Here is a 17,983-nt window from a genome sequence, read left to right on the forward strand (position 1 = left end):
CTCCCGCACGACGCAATGGATCATAACTATCCGTCAGACGGCATGTGGCGGGAGCACGGATGCAGAGGAGGGGCGCATATTCGGTTCCGGCCACCGCACCGCGCGCCCGCCGGGGCCTACCCTCTGCGTCATGACGATCAGCTTCCCCCGGCAACACGCACGCACCCAACGCTTCACCCTCGGCGCTCCGCGCGCGTTCACCGTCTCCCCCGACGGCTCACGCGTGGTTTTCCTCCGCTCGCGCGGGGGCACTGACCGGGCGAATCTCCTCTGGGTGCGCGAGCCGGCCGGCGCCCGGGAGTACGTCGCGGCGGACCCCGAGGGCCTTCTCGGCGGCGCGGAGGAGGAACTGTCCCCCGAGGAGCGCGCCCGCCGTGAACGCAGCCGTGAGGGATCGGCGGGCATCGTCGGATATGCCACGGACAAGGCGGTCGAGAACGCCGTGTTCGCGCTGTCGGGACGGCTGTTCGTCACCGATCTGCGCACGGGAGACACACGCGGGCTGGAGACACCCGCCCCCGTCGTCGATCCGCGGCTCTCGCCCGACGGGCAGCGCATCGCCTACGTCTGTGACGGCGCGCTGCGCGTCATCGGCTCCGACGGTACGGACGACCGCGAACTGGCCGCCCCCGAGGACGAGGGCATCACCTACGGATTGGCCGAATTCATCGCCGCCGAGGAGATGGCACGCAGCCGGGGTTTCTGGTGGTCGCCCGGGAGTGACCGGCTGCTCGTCGCACGCGCCGACGAACGGCCGGTGCGCCGCTGGTGGATCGCCGACCCCGCCAACCCGGAGGCGGCGCCCTCCGAAGTGGCCTACCCGGCGGCCGGTACGCCCAACGCCGAGGTGACACTCCACCTGCTGAGCACCGACGGCCGGGAGCGGCGCGGGATCGAGTGGGACCGTGCCGCTCACCCGTATCTCGCCCGCGTCCACTGGTCGTCCTCAGGTCCGCCGCTGCTGCTCGTACAGGCACGCGACCAGCGCAGCCAGCTCCTGCTGGAGGCCGACACCGGGAGCGGGACCACCAGCACGCTGCGCGCCGAACAGGACTCGGACTGGCTGGAGCTGTTCTCGGGCGTGCCCGCCCGGACGCCGGACGGCCGGGTCGTACGGATCGAGGACGCGTCCGGGGCACGGATGCTGATGGTGGGTGACCGGCCCTTCTCCCCCGCGTCGCTGCACGTACGGTCGGTGCTCGATGTCGGCACGGACGGCGTCCTCTTCACCGCTTCCCCGGGCACGGCGCCGCAGCAGTCTCACGATGCCGCGCCCGTCAGTGCCCGGCCCGCCGGTGACGCACCCGCGCAGGCCGGGCGGGGCGTCGGCGACATCGGTGTGCACCTCGCCCTCTTCGGCCCGGACGGTTCCTGCGGGGGCTGCGAGCGCCTCACCGACGCGGAGGACGACGGGGCGGCGCACGTCTCCTCCGCGGTGCGCGGCGGCGACACCCTCGTACTGGCCACCTCCTCGCTCTCGCACGCGGGCGCCCGCGTGCGCGTCCTGGCCATCACGCACGACGGGACCGACGGAGCCGACGGAGCCGACGGAGCCGACGGAGCCGACGGAGCCGACGGAGCCGACGGCGGGACGGTCGCGTCCGTCCGCACCACTCCGCTCGACACCGTGCCCTCACACGCCGCGCAGCCGGTGACCGGCACGGCACCGCGTCTGCTGCGCACCGGGACGCGAGGGATTCCGGCGGCGGTCGTACTGCCCACCGGCCACCGGGAGAGCGACGGGCCGCTGCCCGTGCTGATGGACCCCTACGGCGGCCCGCACGGTCAGCGCGTGGTGGCCGCGCACAACGCCTATCTGACGTCGCAGTGGTTCGCCGACCAGGGCTTCGCCGTCGTCGTCGCGGACGGCCGCGGCACGCCCGGCCACTCCCCCGCCTGGGAGAAGTCCCTCTCCCGCGACATCGCGGACGTCACCCTCGACGACCAGGTCGAGGCGCTCCACTCGCTCGCCCGCAGCCATCCGCTGGATCTGGGCCGTGTCGGCATCCGCGGCTGGTCGTACGGGGGTTACCTCGCCGCGATGGCCGTGCTGCGCCGTCCCGACGTCTTCCACACGGCCGTCGCGGGCGCCCCGGTCACGGACTGGCGGCTCTACGACACGCACTACAGCGAGCGCTACTGCGGCACACCGCAGGACGACCCGGAGGTCTACGCACGCGCCTCCCTCGTCACCGACGAGGGCCTCTCCGGTGCGGCGGAGACGCACCGCCCCATGCTGATCGTCCACGGGCTCGCGGACGACAACGTGGTCGTCGCGCACACGCTCCGGCTCTCCTCCGCCCTCCTCGCGGAAGGGCGCCCGCACGAGGTGCTGCCGCTCTCGGGCGTCACGCACATGACCCCGCAGGAGCAGATCGCCGAGAACCTGCTCCTGTTCCAAGTGGCCTTCCTCAAGCGGACGCTGGGCGTTCCCTAGGCGGTGTCCGGCCGGGGCCGCACGGGCCGCAGGCCGCAGGCCACGGACGCCGGAGGGCGCCGTAGCGGAACTTCCCGCTACGGCGCCCCGAAGGCTGTCCACGGCCCGGAGGCCACGTCGGCGGCCCGTGGCCGACGGGCCGTGAGCCCTACTTCTCTCCCTCGCTCTCCAAGGCCCTCAGCGCCGTGTCGAGGACGACTTCCTCCTCGCGGGCCGTCGTCGACCCCTCCTCGGGGAAATGGCAGGCCGTGAGGTGGCCGGCGGTGTTGCCGGATATCTGCACCAGCGGAGGGTCCTCCGTGGCGCACTTGTCCTGCGCCTTCCAGCAGCGCGTACGGAACCGGCAGCCGGAGGGCGGGTTGATCGGGGAGGGCACGTCGCCGGCGAGACGGATGCGCTCGCGCTGGTCCTCCTCGCCGTCGCCCAGCGTGGCCTCGGGCACGGCCGACAGCAGCGCGTGGGTGTACGGGTGGCGCGGCCGGGTGTAGATCGACTCGCGGTCACCGACCTCGACGATCTTGCCCAGGTACATCACCGCCAGCCGCTGCGAGAAGTGCCGCACGATCGCGAGGTCGTGCGCGATGAAGACGAAGGCGATGCCCAGGTCGCGCTGCACCTGCTGGAGCAGGTTGACGACCTGCGCCTGGATGGAGACGTCCAGCGCCGAGACCGGCTCGTCCGCCACGATCAGCTTCGGCTCCAGCGCGAGCGCGCGGGCGACGCCGATGCGCTGCCGCTGACCGCCCGAGAACTCGTGCGGGAAGCGGTTGTAGTGCTCCGGGTTGAGACCGACGGTCTCCAGCATCTCCCGGATGCGCTTCTCGCGCCCTCCGGGCGGGTTGATGCCGTTGACCTCCATCGGGCCGCCGATGATCGAGCCGACCGTCTGCCGCGGGTTGAGCGACGAGTACGGGTCCTGGAAGATCATCTGGATCTCGGAGCGCACGGGCGCCAACTGCTTGCGGCTGGCGTGCGATATGTCCTGCCCGCGGTAGGAGATCGTCCCCTTCGTGGGTTCCAGGAGCCGGGTCAGCAGCCGTCCGGTCGTGGACTTGCCGCAGCCGGACTCGCCGACCAGGCCGAAGCTCTCGCCCGGCATGACGCTCAGATCGATCCCGTCGACGGCCTGGACCGCGCCCACCTGCCGCTTGAACGGGAAACCGCCCATGATCGGGAAGTGCTTGGTCAGGCCCTTCACATCGAGCAGGGGCTCGCTGCCGGCCGGCACGTCGTTCTGCGGCTTGGTCAGGGTGAGTTCTTCGCTCATTGGTGTCATTCTCCCTAGCCCAGCCGGGGTTTGATCTGCTCGATGAAGAAGGTCTGCTTCTGCTCGGCCGTCAGATGACAGGCGGAGCCCCGCCCGGCGGGGAGATCCGGCCGGTCGGCGGTGCAGGACGTGTCCCCCGCGACCTGGTCCACGTACTCGCAGCGCGGGTGGAACGGGCAGCCGGGCGGCGGTGCGAGCAGACTGGGCGGCGTGCCCTGGATGGGCACCAGCTCCTCGTTGACGTCGCTGGAAAGCCGCGGCATGGAGGTGAGCAGGCCCCACGTGTAGGGGTGCTGCGGCCGGCGCAGCACCTCGGCGACCGAGCCGCGCTCGACCGCGCGCCCGCCGTACATCACGAGGATGTCGTCGGCGACGTTGGCGATCACACCGAGGTCGTGGGTGATGAAGACGATCGCGGAACCGAACTCCTGCTGGAGGTCCTTGAGCAGATCGAGGATCTGCGCCTGGACGGTGACGTCCAGCGCGGTGGTCGGTTCGTCGGCGATGAGCAGGTCCGGGTTGCACACCAGCGCCATCGCGATCATGGCGCGCTGCCGCATGCCGCCGCTGAACTGGTGCGGGTAGTCGTTGGCGCGCAGCTTGGCGTTGGGGATGCCGACCTTGTCCAGCATCTCGACCGCCCGCAGATGGGCCTCGCGCTTGGAGGCGCCCGTGTGCTTGCGGTACGGCTCGGAGATCTGCCGGCCCACCGTGTAGTACGGCGACAGCGCGGTCAGGGGGTCCTGGAAGATCATCGCCATCTTGTTGCCGCGCAGCGACTCCAGGGTCTTCTCCCGCGCCCCGGTCAGCTCCTGGCCGTCCAGCAGGATCTCGCCGGAGACGTCTGTCTTCTTCGGGTTGTGCAGCCCGAGGATCGACAGGTTGGTCACCGACTTGCCGGAGCCGGACTCGCCGACGATGCCGAGCGTACGGCCGCGCTCCAGGTCGAAGGAGAGACCGTCGACGGCCTTGACGGTGCCGCCCTCGGTGTCGAAGTGCACGTACAGATCGCGTACGGACAGGAACGCGCCGGCTGCGCCCGCGTCACGCGGCGCCGGAACGTCCGCTTCCTTGGTCAGGGTGTTCACAGCGGTACTCCTAGGCCAGCCGCACGCGCGGGTCGATGAACGCGTAGGCGGCGTCCACGATGACGTTGAGCAGGATGATGAAGGTGGCGGAGAAGAGCATCACGCCCATCACCATCGGCAGGTCGGTGTTCTGCACCGAGTCGACCGCGAGCTTGCCGAGCCCCGGGAGCGAGAACGTCGCCTCAGTGATCATCGCGCCGCCGAGCAGTGAGCCCATGTCCACGCCGAAGATGGTCACGATGGGTATGAGAGAACCGCGCCATGCGTAGCGGAAGAAGACGAACTTCCCCGACATCCCCTTCGCCCTCGCGGTGCGGACGTGATCCTCGGAGAGCTGCTCGATCATCGACGAACGCGACAGACGTGTGTAGTTCGCGGTGAAGATGATCTGGATGACCATCCACGGAATGAGCAGACCCATGAACCAGCCGGCCGGATCCTCGGAGAGCGGCACGTACTTGGGCTGGTCGAGAATCCCCAGATTGAAGACCAGCAGCGCCATCACCAGCGGACCGACGAAGTAGATCTGCATCGAGCTGAGCACGAGCGAGCCGGTGCTGAAGACCTTGTCGGTCAGGGTGCCGCGCTTCCAGGCGGCGATCATGCCGGCGCCGAGGCCGATGAACAGGAATACGACGGCTCCGCCGAGCGTCAGCGACACGGTGGTCGGGAAGCGGTCCAGGATGGTGTTCCAGACCGGCTCCGAGTTGGCGAAGGAGTAGCCGAAGCACGGTGCCGGGCAGGGCCCCTGGGCGAAGTCACGGCCGGTGATGATGCCCGACATGAACTCCCAGTACTGCATCGGGAGGGGCTTGTCGATGCCCATGTTCTTACGGATGACTTCCAGCGCGTCCGGCGTGCAGTTCTTACCGCAGGCGAGCATCGCAGGATCTCGCGGCACCGCGTAGAAGAGGAAGAACGTGACCGCGCTGATGATCAGCAGGATCACGATCGCGCCGGCCAGCCGGCGGGTGAAGAAACGTAGCATGACGGAACGCAGCTCTCGTGGGCAGCGGATTCGTGGGTGGGGGAACGGGCCGGTGGTGCCCGCCCCCTGAGGGAAGACCCCCCAGGGGGCGGGCACCACTACGGCGCGTGCAACGGCGCTGAGAGCGCTGTTACTTCTTGATGTACAGCTGGGTCGGGTCGATGCCGCTGATGACGTCGTTGAGGACGGCACCGCCCACCTTGGACCCGTGCAGCTGGATCTGCTTGTAGTACATCAGCGGGATGTCGGGCAGGTCCTCCTTGAGGATCTTGTCCGCGAGCTTGCCCCACTCCTCGGCAGCCTTGTCCGCGTCGGTGATCTTGGAGATGCGGTCCATCTCCTTGTTCATCTCCGGGTTGTCGTAGTGCGAGTAGTTCGACGCACCGTCCTGGACCTGACGGCCGTCCAGAGTCGGCGGGACGACCGTCGACGCGCTCGGCCAGTCCGCTCCCCAGGAGGAGTGGTACATGTCGAACTTGTTGTCGGTCTTGCCGATCTGGTCGTAGTAGGTGTCCGAGACGATGTCCTTGAGCTGGACGTCGAAGCCGGCCTTCTCCAGGTTGTCCTTCGCCGCGATGGAGAAGTCCTGCCACTCGGGCGAGTTCTGGAAGGCGAAGGTGAGCTTCATGCCGTCCTTGCCGGCGTCCTTCAGGATCTCCTTGGCCTTGTCCACGTCACCCTGCGGGTTCTTGATCTTCCCGTAGGGGTCCGCGCCGGTGTGACCCGCGACGGTCGGGCTGAGGTAGCTGCCTCCCAGCTCACCGCCGCCGGAACCGCCGAACGCCTGCATCAGGGACTGCGCGGGCAGCGCGTAGGCGATGGCCTCACGGACCTTCTTGTCCTTCAGGCGGTCCATGTTGAAGGAGATCTTGCCGACGTAGGGCTGGTAGCCGGCCAGCGAGCGCTTCTTCACGTCCTCGTCGGAACGGACCGACTGCATGCTGGAGGCGTCGACCTGGTTGCTGTAGCTGACCGCGGTCTTGTTCTCGGCGCTGTCGGAGGCCAGGCGCTTGGTGGAGGCCTCGTAGGAGACGCCGAACTGGATGTTGTGCGTGTCCGGGTAGGCGTGGCGCACGGCGTCCGTGTCCGGGTCCCACTCCTCGTTGCGCACGAGCTTCATGCTCTTGCCGGACTTGAAGGACTTGATCTTGTACGGACCGGAAGCCACCGGGTCCTTGTCGTACTTCTCCTTCGTGTCGCCCTTCTCCTGGACGGCGGCGTATCCGGCCATGCCCAGCGCGTACGGCAGGTCGGGCTGCGGGTTCTTGAACTTGAAGATGATGGTCTTGTCGTCCGGCGTCTCCAGGATGCTGTCCGGGAGGTGGTCGCCCTCGTAGGGACCTTCCTTGAGCAGGTCCCGGTAGCCGGTGCCGCTCTCGCCCGCGAGCCACTGCTGGATGAAGACGGGGCCCTCAGAGATGAAGGGCGCGAACATTCGCTCGAAGGTGTGGCGGATGTCCTTGGACGTGATCTCGGATCCGTCCTCCCACTTCACGCCGTCCTTGAGTTCGTACTTCCACTCACGGTCGCCGTTGGAGGACTGACCGCTGTCCTTGGCGAGGTCGCCGACCACGGTGTACTTGCCGGCGTTGTCGCGCTTGTAGGTCGTCAGACGACGGTGGATCAGGGTCGACATCGCGCCCTCGTCGCTGACGTACATCTGCGCGGGGTCGAGGTGGGCGAAGCTGTCGCGCTGGTAGACCGTCAGCGCGCCGCCCTCCTGGGCACCCTTGACGGGCTCCGCGGGACCGGTCGAGGCCTCCTCGTCACCGAAGTCGTACTTGACCTGCTGCTTCGCGGCGTCGTCCTTGCTCACGCCCTCGCCGCCGCCGCCACCGCCGCCGCTGCTGCAGCCGGTGAGTATGAGCGCGCCTGCGGCGAGCCCCACGACGGAGACGCGCGCCGTCCGCGTACTGAATCTGCTCATGGTGGTACTAGCACCTGCCCTGTCGGTTGTCCGTTGCTGCCTGACTTGTGCGGTGCCGGGGTGGCAGCGCCCCCCACTTCTCGGTCTTCAACGTCCCGATTTCGGGTCGAAGGCGTCCCTGACCGAGTCCCCGAGCAGGTTGAACGCGACGATGAAGAGCACCATCGCGACGCCGGGGAAGATCATGTAGGTGATGTTGCTCTGGTAGACCTCGGCCCCCGTGGCGAACATCCGGCCCCAGTCGGGTGTGGAGCCCTGCATGCCGACGCCGAGGAAGGAGAGACCGGCGACGGCGGTGACGAAGTTGGGAAGCATGTACGTGGACTGCACGAGGATCGGAGTGACCACGTTCGGGATCAGCTCCTTGCGGATGATCCGCCAGGGCGGGGTGCCGGCGACCCTCGCCGCCTCGATGAACTCCCGCTCGCGCAGTGTCAGCACCTGACCGCGCAGCAGACGCGCCAGTGTCATCCAGCCCAGCAGCGTCATCACGAAGATCAGCACCGAGGCCCGCAGCCAGGTGGGCATCTCGTCCGTGGGGTCGACCATGAGGGCCGCGATCACGGGCGTGAAGGCCACGAAGAAGAGCTGGTTCGGGAAGGACATCATCAGGTCGGTGAGGCGGCCGAGGAAGTAGTCCGGCTTGCCACCCATGTAGCCGCCGGCGACACCGATCACGATGGCGAACATCACCGAGAGAATCGTGATCACCACGGCCAGGGAGAGCGAGGTGCGCATCCCGTAGACCAGCTGCATGAAGACGTCACGGCCCAGACCCGGCTCCAGGCCGAACCAGAACTCGGCGTCCATGCCGCCGTTGGGCTTGATCGGATAGCCGTTGTCGTTCAGCAGGCCCGGCTGTATCTGCCCGTAGCGGGTGTAGGGGTCCTTGCCGTAGAGCCACGAGATCACGGGTGCCAGCGCCGCGATCGCGAACATCGTGATGACGACGCAGGCGGCGATGACGCCCGTGCGGTCACGCTTGAAGCGCATCCACATCAGCTGACCGGGAGAGCGGCCGACGAGCTGCCCCTCGGCCTCTTTTTGGCCGGGCTGCTCGCTGGCCAGACCGGCGACGTCGGGATCTGGGGTCTCTGCCCCGGCCATCGCGGTCTGGGATGGACTTGTCATCGTGATTGCGCCCCCGCGCTCGTTATCTATGCGGATAGATCCATGCGAGAGCACGCTGGCGATCCGTGCCCTGGGTTGAGGAGACTTTGCAAGTCAATTACTGCCCAGTCAAGAGGTACCGGGGGGAGCATGTGAACCCTGAGCGCATCTTGAGCGAAGGTATTGCAGATTGAGGTCCAAGCGTGCTTGACGGCCTTCGCCTCGAATAGACATATCGGCATAAGAGCACTTCAAACGCGTTAACATGACCGCAACTCAGTCGTCGCGCCTCCGATATACGGACCCGCCACCCTGAACTCCGTACGGCCGTGCGGGTGCCGTCGGACCGGGCCGGAGCGGGGCCATGCCGCCCCGGCCCGGTCGCCGTCGGAGCCCGAAGTAGGCTTGCCCGAGACCGTACGGGCGTGCCGCTGATCACCGTTCCGTACGGCGCACGGGTAACCGCACAGCCGGGGGGCCGGACTTGGACCGGGAGAGGACGCTGAGACCCGGCGCGCACACCGCCGGCGCGCTGCTGCTGTCCGCGCTCGCCCTGCTCAACCTCGGCTGGATCGTCCGCGACTTCGACAAGGCCGCCAACGTCACCGACGCGTGGTGGATGTGGACGGGGCTGCTCTTCCGCGCCCAGGACGGCATCTGGGCGAGTTCGTTCGTGGAACCCACACTGCTGGTGCTCTACACGGTGTGCGCCGTCACGGCGCTGCTCTCCTCCGCCGCCGCGGGCATCCTCGTCTCCACGGGCGTACTGACCGTCCTGCTGCGCGTCCCCACCCTGTGGAATCTCAACGCCGGCTGGGTCCAGGGCGGGGTGTCCGACGGGCTGAGGATCAAGGTCCTCATCAGCGTGATCGCGATGCTGGTCCTCGCCGTCGCTCTCATCGTCACCGCGGCGGCCGGCCGCCGCCCCGTCTCCGACGCCGAGGACGCCGCCTCGCGCGGCACGCGCGAGGCGGCTCCCGCGCGTCCCACCCCGGCGCGCGGCTTCGCGGCGTCCGCCATGCTGGCCGCGGTCGCCGTGGTGCTCTTCTCCTGGGAGTTCCACTCGTGGCACCAACAGGGCTGGGAACTGTACTCACACCACCTCACCGGTGACCGCGTCCTCGTCACACTGCTCGCCGTTCCCGAGAGCTGGTACGGCATCTCACTCGCGCTGATGTGCCTGAGCGCCTCCGTCGCGGCCTTCACCCGCTCCGGCTTCTCCCGCCCCCTCGGCATGACGGTGAGCGCGCCCCTGGTGGCCCTGGGCCTCTTCCACCTCTCGTTCACGGTCAAGGCCGGACTGCTGGACGACTTCGCCGCCCTGGCCCTGCGCGACCAACTGCGTCTGGCCACCGCCGTCTTCGAGATCCTCGTGGCCTTCGCCCTGCTGCTCGCCCTCGCGGGGCGCGGCAGCGTGGCCCAGGGCCGTACTCCCGCAAGGGAACCGACGCCACGGCAAGGAACCCTGCGACCGCAAGCCTGAAGGCGCGAGTGTCCCCGACCGGCCTTGGCCAAGGCACCGCCGGTGGAGAGAGCCACCGCAACGACCAGCTTCCTCCAGCGAGGGCCGGGCGTTCCTAGCCGTCGACGGGTGCCATTCCTTCCGGTCGAACAGCGATTGACGCAGCATGAGGTCGGGGTCACCTCTGGCCAGGCACTCATGAAGTCACCACGCCCGGTCCGACTGATGCACGCGAGAGTCCCCGGCCGGGGCCGACCGATCCCGTTGAGGACACCGATCCCGTTGAGGACTCTGCGTCGGTCAGACGGCAGGGCAGACTCCCCGGGCGATGCGCGGGGAGGATGCCGTAGCCATGCCCGATCGACGGCCTTGTCCATGCGGACACTGCCGGGACGACGGCGTTGGGGGCCGCGTGGAAAGGGATGGAGAGTATGCCCAGGACCAGGGGAGGGTGTCTGGCTGTCACGCACGTTGGGCGCCGGAGGCTCCCGGTGCGACGGGACATCCTGCGCGTCGGACAGGACCTGCAGTTCGCTGCCCTTCTTGCCCCCGGGCGATCGGATTGCACCCGGTCAGCGATTCCCATTCTTATCAGGCCGTCCTGGACGGGTTGGGGCCCACAGTGAGCTGGACTGATCTAAGCGACCATGGACGCTGCCTCGGCCCGTGCGAGCCATCTTCCGCTTCCGTGAAACGACAGTTGTTGCGTGACAGGACATCTACCGAACTTAGCTGCCTCACTCTTTGCCGCTCATCAGGTGACTGAGTCCGAATCAGGATTCCACTTTTTCGAGCCAGCTCTCGGTTCGACTCACCACTCCAGCAAACCGACTGGGCAGTCGATTTGACTGCATTGACCCGCCGCCACGTATATGGCAGCCTCGCAGCTTCGACCACACAGGGAGGGGCCCGACGTGAAACCATTTGCGAACAAGACAATGCGCGCTGCAATGACGATGGGCATTCTGGCCACCACGTTCAGCTTCATCAGTGGCAACGCCCAAGCGGCTGAAACGAATGCCTCATGGAGCGCGAGCTGCCAGAAAGCGGAAAGCCCCAGCGACCCAGGCGGGGTTGACGTACTGGCGACACTGACGAACAAGAGTGACCCTGACAAGTTCGCCAAGCTCGTCTACACGGCCGACGGCGAAAAGGTTCGCGTGACCAACAACACCGGCCTTAGCGTGAGTGCGTACCTCGGCTGGAGCAAGGAGTGGCGATACTCCCTCTACCCGAACGACAATTCCGTCCACGACAATCTCTCCATGGCGGAGGGAGAGAAAGTCGCAGTTCGCTTGTCCTTCCCCGGGGGAACAAGTGCTAGTTGTTACGGCCGCGCATGACCGAATCCAAGTATCGACTTTCTTGGCGTGTTCGTGGATTTGTGAGCCGAGTCACGACACATCACATAGCAGCAAATTCAGCCCGAAATAGAAGCCTTCGACAAGGAAGTTCGAAGAGGAGCAATGCCCCTCTGAGGGAAGCACGATAACCCCTAAGCGGGGAGGTCCTGTCGTACACGCATTTGTTGTGCTGGCAGGACCTCCTACGCACGGTGGGTACCCGCGTGCCGGCACGGGCCGGCACGCGGATCTCGCCGAACTCGGGGGAACCCATGGGCCGCTCAGTCCGCCACGATCCGCTCCTTCTCCTCGGCGTAGTGACAGGCCGAGGGGTGCCGTGCCGGCCCCTCCGCCCGCTTGAAGCCCTCCGGCACCACCAGCGGCGGCTCCTGAAGTGCACACCTCTCGGCCGCCTTCCAGCAGCGGGTGCGGAAGTGGCAGCCCGAGGGCGGGTCGGCCGGTGAGGGCACCTCGCCCTCCAGCACGATGCGTGTGCGCCCGGCCTCGGCCTGCGGGTCCGGTACGGGCACCGCCGACAGCAGCGCCTGCGTGTACGGGTGGGTGGAGTGCTCGTAGATCTCGCTCTCCGTACCGACCTCGACGAGCTTGCCGAGGTACATCACAGCCACCCGGTCGGAGATGTGCCGTACGACGGACAGGTCGTGCGCGATGAAGACGTAGGAGAGCTCGAACTCGTCCTGCAGCCGCTCCATCAGATTCACCACCTGCGCCTGCACCGAGACATCGAGGGCTGAGACCGGTTCGTCCGCGACGATGATCTCGGGCCGCAGCGCGAGCCCACGGGCGATGCCGATGCGCTGCCGCTGACCGCCGCTGAACTGGTGCGGATAGCGGTTGACGTACTCCGGGTTGAGCCCGACGACGTCCAGCAGCTCCCGCACCCTGCGCCGCCGGTCGCCCTTGGGCGCCACCTCCGGGTGGATGTCGAAGGGCTCCCCGACGATGTCGCCCACCGTCATGCGGGGGTTGAGGGAGGTGTACGGGTCCTGGAAGACCATCTGGATGTTGCGGCGCACTGCCTTCAGCGCCCGGCCGGACAGCCGTGTGATGTCCTCGCCCTTGTAGCGGATGCTCCCGGCGGTGGGGGCCTCCAGATTGGTCACCAGCTTGGCGACCGTGGACTTGCCGCACCCCGACTCCCCCACGATGCCGAGAGTCTCACCGCGGCGGAGGTCGAAGGAGACACCGTCCACGGCCCTGACCGCGCCCACCTGCCGCTTGACGACGACGCCCTGGGTGAGCGGATAGTGCTTGACCAGACCGCGTACTTCGAGGATCGCGTCGCGCTGCGCGTATGCGGTGCCGGCCCGCGACGTCGCCATCAGCTCCCGCGCGGCCTGTCCTTCCTGCCGGGCCTGCGTGCGCCCGGGCGCACGGTCACGTCGCATCCAGCAGCTCCTTCCAGAAGTGGCACGCGCTGGCACGGCCCGGTCCCACCTCGTACAGCGGTGGTTCGTCGGTTCGGCAGACGGGGCGTGCCATGGGACAGCGGGGGTTGAAGCCACATCCGGGCGGGATGTTCAGCAGGCTCGGCGGCAGCCCCCTGACGGCGTCGAGCTGCTGCCCCTTCTGGTCGAGCCGGGGGACCGAGCCGAGCAGGCCCTTGGTGTACGGGTGGGCGGGTGCCCGGTAGAGCTCGTCGACGGGCGCGGTCTCCACGATGCGGCCCGCGTACATGACGGCGATCTTGTCGGCGGTGTCCGCGACGACACCCAGGTCGTGGGTGATGAGGATCAGGCCCATCCGGTACTCGCGTTGCAGATCGGCGAGCAGCTCCATCACCTGTGCCTGGACCGTGACGTCGAGAGCGGTGGTGGGTTCGTCCGCGATGATCAGACGCGGCTGCAGCGCCAACGCCATGGCGATCATGATGCGTTGGCGCATGCCGCCGCTGAACTGGTGCGGATAGTCGTTCACCCGTGCCCGCGCGGCGGGGATCCGTACGCGCTCCATGAGTTCGACGGCCTTCGCCCGTGAGTCCTTGCGGGAGGCCCCCTGGTGCACCCGGAACATCTCACCGAGCTGGTAGCCGACGCTGAGGACGGGGTTGAGCGAGGAGAGAGCGTCCTGGAAGATCATCGCCATACGCGCACCGCGGACTCGGCGGCGCTCCTCATCCCGCACCTCCAGCAGGTCCCGCCCCTCGAAGAGGATCTGCCCGCTCGTGACACGGCCCGGCGGGATGTCGAGGATGCCCATCACCGCCTGCGCGGTCACCGACTTGCCGGAACCGGACTCGCCGAGCACCGCCAGCGTCTCCCCCGCCTCGACGCCGAAGCTGACGCCGTTCACCGCCCGTGCCACGCCGTCGCGGGTGTGGAACTCCACGTGCAGGTCCCGCACCCGCAGCAGGTCCGCGGGGCCGGACGGCGAGGGGGGCGGCGGCCGGTCCTGTGTCTGGGTCACGTACGTCTCCCTCAGCGCAGCTTGGGATCGAGGGCGTCGCGCACCGCGTCGCCGAGCATGATGAACGCCAGTACGGTCAGGCTCAGCGCCGCGGCGGGATAGAGCAGGATGTGCGGGGCGTTGCGGAACTGCATCCCCTGCGAGGCGTCGGAGATGTCCGCGCCCCAGGAGACGGTGGGCGGCTGGAGTCCGACGCCGAGATAGCTCAGGGTTGCCTCCAGCGCGATGTACGTGCCCAGCGCGATGGTGGCCGTCACGATGACGGGCGCGACGGCGTTCGGCAGGATGTGCCGCCCCAGCATCCGCGCGTTGCCCGCGCCCAGGGCCCGCGCCGCCTGCACGTAGTCGTTCTGCTTCGCCGAGATGACGGAGCCGCGCGCGATACGGGCGATCTGCGGCCATCCCAGCAGCACGATGAACGCGACGACCGTCCACACCGAACGGCTCCCCGTCATGGACAGGAACACCAGCCCGCCCAGCATGATCGGAATGCCGAAGAAGATATCGGTGAGCCGGGAGAGCAGGGCGTCCCACCATCCGCCGAAGAAGCCGGCGAGCCCGCCGAGCGCGCTGCCCGCCAGCGCCACGCCCAGCGTGGCGCAGACGCCGACGGTGACGGACGTACGGGCGCCGTAGACCACGCGCGTGTAGACGTCGCAGCCCTGGGCGTCGTAGCCGAACCAGTGCCCGGGCGAGGCGGGGTCGAGGGACTTGTCGAGCCGGCAGGAGAGCGGGTTGCGGGTGGCGATCAGGCCGGGCCACACGGAGATGAGGACGAGGAAGAGGATCAGCAGCGCGGAGGCGATGAAGACGGGATTGCGGCGCAGGTCGTGCCAGGCGTCGGACCAGAGGCTGCGGGCGCGGCCCGGTTCGGGCTCCCGCTCACCGGAAGGGCCCTGGAGATCCTCCTCGAAGGGCTCCAGATCGGTACCGGGCCCGGCACCGGCGCCGCCCGCCGCGGCGGGCGGCTCGTCGGCGGAGGACGGGCTCTCGGGGGCTCTCTCAACCACGCGTCACCTCCGGGGCCGGCGGTACGGGCGGGCCGGAGCGGCGAGCGCAGGGGGGAGCGTCGCGTGGCCGGCGTTCTGACCGGAATCAGGCGTGCCGGTGGTGCGGGGGCCGGTGGAGCGGGCGGGTTCACGCATAGCGGATCCTCGGGTCGAGCACGGCGTACAGGAGGTCGACGGCCAGATTCGCGAGCAGGAAGACGATGACCAGGATCGTCACGAAACCGACGACCGTCGGCGAGTTCTGCCGCACGACGCCCTGCCAGAGCTGGAAGCCGACCCCCTGGATGTTGAAGATCCGCTCGGTGACCAGGGCGCCCGCCATCAGGTTGCCGACGTCCGTGCCGAGGAAGGTCACCACGGGGATCAGTGAGTTGCGCAGCAGATGACGCACGGTCACCCGGGAGCGGGAGAGCCCCTTGGCGACGGCTGTGCGCACGTAGTCGGCCCGTGAGTTCTCGGTGATCGACGCACGGGTGAGCCGGGTGACGTAGGCGAGCGAGAGCAGGGCGAGCACCAGCCCCGGCAGCAGCAGCTCACCGGCCGGTGCCGCGGGTGAGACGGCGGGCTGGATCCAGCCCCACTTCACCCCCAGCAGGTACTGCGCGAGAGTGCCCGTGACGAAGGTGGGCACGGAGATCACGACCAGTGTGAGCATCAGCACGGAGCTGTCGACGGGACGGCCGCGCCGCAGGCCCGTGATCACGCCGAGTGCGATGCCGAGAACGATCTCGAAGACGATCGCGATGACCGCCAGTCGCAGGGTGATCGGGAAGGCGGTGCGCATCAGCTCGGTGACGGGCTGCCCGTTGAAGGCGTTGCCGAAGTCGCCGGTGAAGATGTCCCTCATGTACAGCAGGTACTGCTGCCACACGGGCTTGTCGAGATTGAACTCGGCGCGCAGCTGTGCGGCCGTGGCCGGGTCGGGCGCCCGTTCGCCGAACATGGCGTTCACCGGGTCGCCGACCGCGTAGACCATCACGAAGATGAGGAACGTCGTCCCGATGAACACCGGGACCATCTGGAGCAGTCGTCTGATGACGTAGCGCCCCACTGGCTTTCACTCTCTCACTTGACTCTGATGTCGGTGAAGACCGGTACGGAGAAGGGGTTCAGCCTGACGTCGCTCACCCTGTCCGAATAACCCGCGTTGCCGTCCTGGTACCAGAGGGGAATGGCGGGAAGGTCCTCCAGGACGATCTTCTCGGCCTCCTGGAACTTGCTCACCGCTTCGGACTGCCCTGCCGCGTTCGCCTCGTCCATGAGTTCGTCGACGCGGTCGTCGGAATATCCGGCGTCGTTGGAGGAGGCGCCCGTGTAGTACAGCGGCTGAAGGAAGTTCTGGATGAGCGGGTAGTCCATCTGCCAGCCGGTGCGGAACATGCTCGTGAGTTTCTTGTCGGCGATGTCCTTGCGGAACTCGCCGAAGGTGGGCACGGGATTGACGGTGCAGGCGCCGTCCTTGTCGAGGACGTTGTTGATGCTGTTGCAGACGGCGTCCATCCACTGCCGGTGCGAGCCGGTGTCGACGTTCGAGGTGAGGCTGACCTTGCCGCCGGGGAGCCCCCCGGCGTCCTCGATGAGCTCCTTCGCCTTCTCCGGGTTGTACGTGCAGGTCTCGCCGCACAGTCCGGGCTTGTAGCCGCCGGACTTCTTCAGCACCGGAGAGGTGAGGTCGCCGGCCGGCTTCCGCGTGCCGTGGTAGATCTTCTCCACGATCTCCTCGCGGTTCACGGCCATCGACAGTCCGCGCCGTACCTGCTTGGCCTTCTCGGTCTGCCACTCCTTCTTGTAGAGGGGGAAGGAGATCGTCTGCAGAATTCCGGCGGGCTGGTTGATGTAGCGGCCGCCCAGGTCCTTCTCCGCGTTCTTCAGCTGACCTGCCGGGAGCTCGTCGAAGACATCGAGGTTCCCTGCCTGCAGATCGGTGTAGCCCGTGTTCTGGTCGGTGTAGACCTTCAGCTCGACACCCTTGTTCCGGGGCTTGTCCGGCCCCGTGTACTCCTTGTTCACCGACAGCCGCATGGACTGGCCCTTGGTGTAGGAGTCGACCTTGTACGGGCCGTTGCCCACGGGTTTCTGCAGCCAGCCCTCATGGTCCTCGAAGAATTTCTCCGGCAGCGGTGCGAAGGCGGCGTACCCGAGTGTGTCGGGCCACAGGGAGAACTTCTGGTTGAGCCTCACCTTGAAGGTGTGCTCCCCGGTCACCTTCAGCCCGGACATCTTCTTCGCCTCGGGCTGGGCGCCCTCGTCCTCGGGGTGGACCTCGTCGTAGCCGTCGATGTACTCGAAGAAGTAGGAATTGACCTGCTTGTTCGTGACCAGCGCGCCGTAGTTCCAGGCGTCCACGAAGGACTTGGCGGTCACGGGCGTCCCGTCGGAGAACTTCCACCCCTTCTTCAGGGTGATGTCGAAGTTCTGCTGGTCGTCCGTCCTGATCGACTCGGCCACGGCGTTCTCCGCCTTGCCGGTGTCGGCGTTGTAGCGCTTGAGACCCCGGAAGGTCATCTCCAGGACCTTGCCGCCCTGCACCTCGTTGGTGTTGGCGGGCTCCAGCGGATTCTGCGGATCGGTCCAGAAGGCCCGTACGACTCCGGCCGACGAGCCGGCGGTGGTGCCCCCGCCACCTCCCCCGCCGCAGGCGGCAGCCGCCAGGGTCACGGCCGTCGCACAGCCGAATGCCCACGTGACACGCGTGGCTCCGCGCATGGGTGCCTCCTCGGTACCGCAGACGTCATGCCTTGCGGACCAGATAACACCCTTCACGGATATTCATCTCGTCGCCCCGTCGGCCTTTCGCGCATGGCCCGCACGGAAACCCCCGTATGACGGAAGGGAATTCGGGCCCCGAGGCAGGAGAAGCGGCGGGAAAAGCAGCGGCCCCCCGTTCGTCCGGCCGGGTGACCGGAGAACGAGGGGCCCGGGGC

Annotated in this window: 13 protein-coding genes; 3 read left to right on the top strand and 10 right to left on the bottom strand. The window is 67.9% G+C overall.

Going from position 1 to position 17,983, the window contains the following annotated elements; all coding sequences use genetic code 11:
- The first annotated feature begins 130 nt into the window (after positions 1–130).
- Positions 131–2,437 carry a prolyl oligopeptidase family serine peptidase gene (locus H343_RS0109300; protein ID WP_028430902.1) on the top strand — a complete coding sequence of 769 codons (2,307 nt, stop codon included), beginning with the start codon at positions 131–133 and terminating at the stop codon, positions 2,435–2,437.
- A gap of 148 nt (positions 2,438–2,585) precedes the next feature.
- Here the strand turns inward: H343_RS0109300 and H343_RS0109305 are convergent, their stop codons facing one another.
- The 5 genes from H343_RS0109305 to H343_RS0109325 all read right to left on the bottom strand — a co-directional run bounded on the left by H343_RS0109305 (position 2,586) and on the right by H343_RS0109325 (position 8,838).
- Positions 2,586–3,704: a dipeptide ABC transporter ATP-binding protein gene (locus tag H343_RS0109305; protein WP_028430903.1), complete on the bottom strand. Its 1,119-nt coding sequence runs from the start codon at positions 3,702–3,704 to the stop codon at positions 2,586–2,588.
- A gap of 14 nt (positions 3,705–3,718) precedes the next feature.
- On the bottom strand, positions 3,719–4,792 hold the full coding sequence (locus H343_RS0109310; protein WP_028430904.1) for an ABC transporter ATP-binding protein: 1,074 nt from the start codon (positions 4,790–4,792) through the stop codon (positions 3,719–3,721).
- Positions 4,793–4,802: 10 nt separating this feature from the next.
- Positions 4,803–5,780, bottom strand: a complete 978-nt coding sequence (locus H343_RS0109315; RefSeq protein ID WP_028430905.1) for an ABC transporter permease — start codon at positions 5,778–5,780, stop codon at positions 4,803–4,805.
- Positions 5,781–5,910: 130 nt separating this feature from the next.
- Positions 5,911–7,707, bottom strand: coding sequence for an ABC transporter substrate-binding protein (locus tag H343_RS0109320; protein WP_028430906.1), 1,797 nt, complete (start codon positions 7,705–7,707; stop codon positions 5,911–5,913).
- A gap of 87 nt (positions 7,708–7,794) precedes the next feature.
- The gene (locus tag H343_RS0109325) at positions 7,795–8,838 is read right to left on the bottom strand and encodes an ABC transporter permease (protein ID WP_028430907.1); all 1,044 of its coding nucleotides are present in this window, start codon (positions 8,836–8,838) and stop codon (positions 7,795–7,797) included.
- Between the two features lie 463 nt (positions 8,839–9,301).
- On the opposite strand from H343_RS0109325, the gene H343_RS29810 reads away from it, so the two are divergent.
- The gene (locus H343_RS29810; RefSeq protein WP_051264868.1) at positions 9,302–10,300 is read left to right on the top strand and encodes a hypothetical protein; all 999 of its coding nucleotides are present in this window, start codon (positions 9,302–9,304) and stop codon (positions 10,298–10,300) included.
- 893 nt (positions 10,301–11,193) lie between these two features.
- Entirely contained in the window at positions 11,194–11,622 is a 429-nt protein-coding gene (locus tag H343_RS35250) for a hypothetical protein (RefSeq protein WP_158679538.1), read from the top strand.
- A 281-nt stretch (positions 11,623–11,903) separates the two neighbouring features.
- Here the strand turns inward: H343_RS35250 and H343_RS0109335 are convergent, their stop codons facing one another.
- The 5 genes from H343_RS0109335 to H343_RS0109355 all read right to left on the bottom strand — a co-directional run bounded on the left by H343_RS0109335 (position 11,904) and on the right by H343_RS0109355 (position 17,765).
- A complete protein-coding gene (locus H343_RS0109335; protein ID WP_028430908.1) occupies positions 11,904–13,031 on the bottom strand; it encodes a dipeptide ABC transporter ATP-binding protein in 1,128 nt (375 codons plus the stop codon).
- The gene (locus tag H343_RS0109340; RefSeq protein ID WP_199778906.1) at positions 13,021–14,049 is read right to left on the bottom strand and encodes an ABC transporter ATP-binding protein; all 1,029 of its coding nucleotides are present in this window, start codon (positions 14,047–14,049) and stop codon (positions 13,021–13,023) included. The genes H343_RS0109335 and H343_RS0109340 overlap by 11 nt, the downstream gene beginning before the upstream one ends.
- Positions 14,050–14,060: 11 nt before the next feature.
- On the bottom strand, positions 14,061–15,059 hold the full coding sequence (locus H343_RS29815) for an ABC transporter permease (RefSeq protein WP_078505288.1): 999 nt from the start codon (positions 15,057–15,059) through the stop codon (positions 14,061–14,063).
- Positions 15,060–15,186: 127 nt separating this feature from the next.
- Entirely contained in the window at positions 15,187–16,110 is a 924-nt protein-coding gene (locus H343_RS0109350) for an ABC transporter permease (protein ID WP_028430910.1), read from the bottom strand.
- 14 nt (positions 16,111–16,124) lie between these two features.
- The gene (locus H343_RS0109355) at positions 16,125–17,765 is read right to left on the bottom strand and encodes an ABC transporter substrate-binding protein (protein ID WP_028430911.1); all 1,641 of its coding nucleotides are present in this window, start codon (positions 17,763–17,765) and stop codon (positions 16,125–16,127) included.
- Positions 17,766–17,983 lie beyond the last annotated feature (218 nt).

The organism is Streptomyces sp. TAA204 (genome assembly GCF_000424965.1).

Bases quoted from the DNA above. Each gene is read 5' to 3' on its own strand.
- H343_RS0109300 (WP_028430902.1), top strand. From the start codon at position 131: ATGACGATCAGCTTCCCCCGGCAACACGCACGCACCCAACGCTTCACC.
- H343_RS0109305 (WP_028430903.1), bottom strand. From the start codon at position 3,704: ATGAGCGAAGAACTCACCCTGACCAAGCCGCAGAACGACGTGCCGGCC.
- H343_RS0109315 (WP_028430905.1), bottom strand. From the start codon at position 5,780: ATGCTACGTTTCTTCACCCGCCGGCTGGCCGGCGCGATCGTGATCCTG.
- H343_RS0109320 (WP_028430906.1), bottom strand. From the start codon at position 7,707: ATGAGCAGATTCAGTACGCGGACGGCGCGCGTCTCCGTCGTGGGGCTC.
- H343_RS0109325 (WP_028430907.1), bottom strand. From the start codon at position 8,838: ATGACAAGTCCATCCCAGACCGCGATGGCCGGGGCAGAGACCCCAGAT.
- H343_RS0109335 (WP_028430908.1), bottom strand. From the start codon at position 13,031: ATGCGACGTGACCGTGCGCCCGGGCGCACGCAGGCCCGGCAGGAAGGA.
- H343_RS0109355 (WP_028430911.1), bottom strand. From the start codon at position 17,765: ATGCGCGGAGCCACGCGTGTCACGTGGGCATTCGGCTGTGCGACGGCC.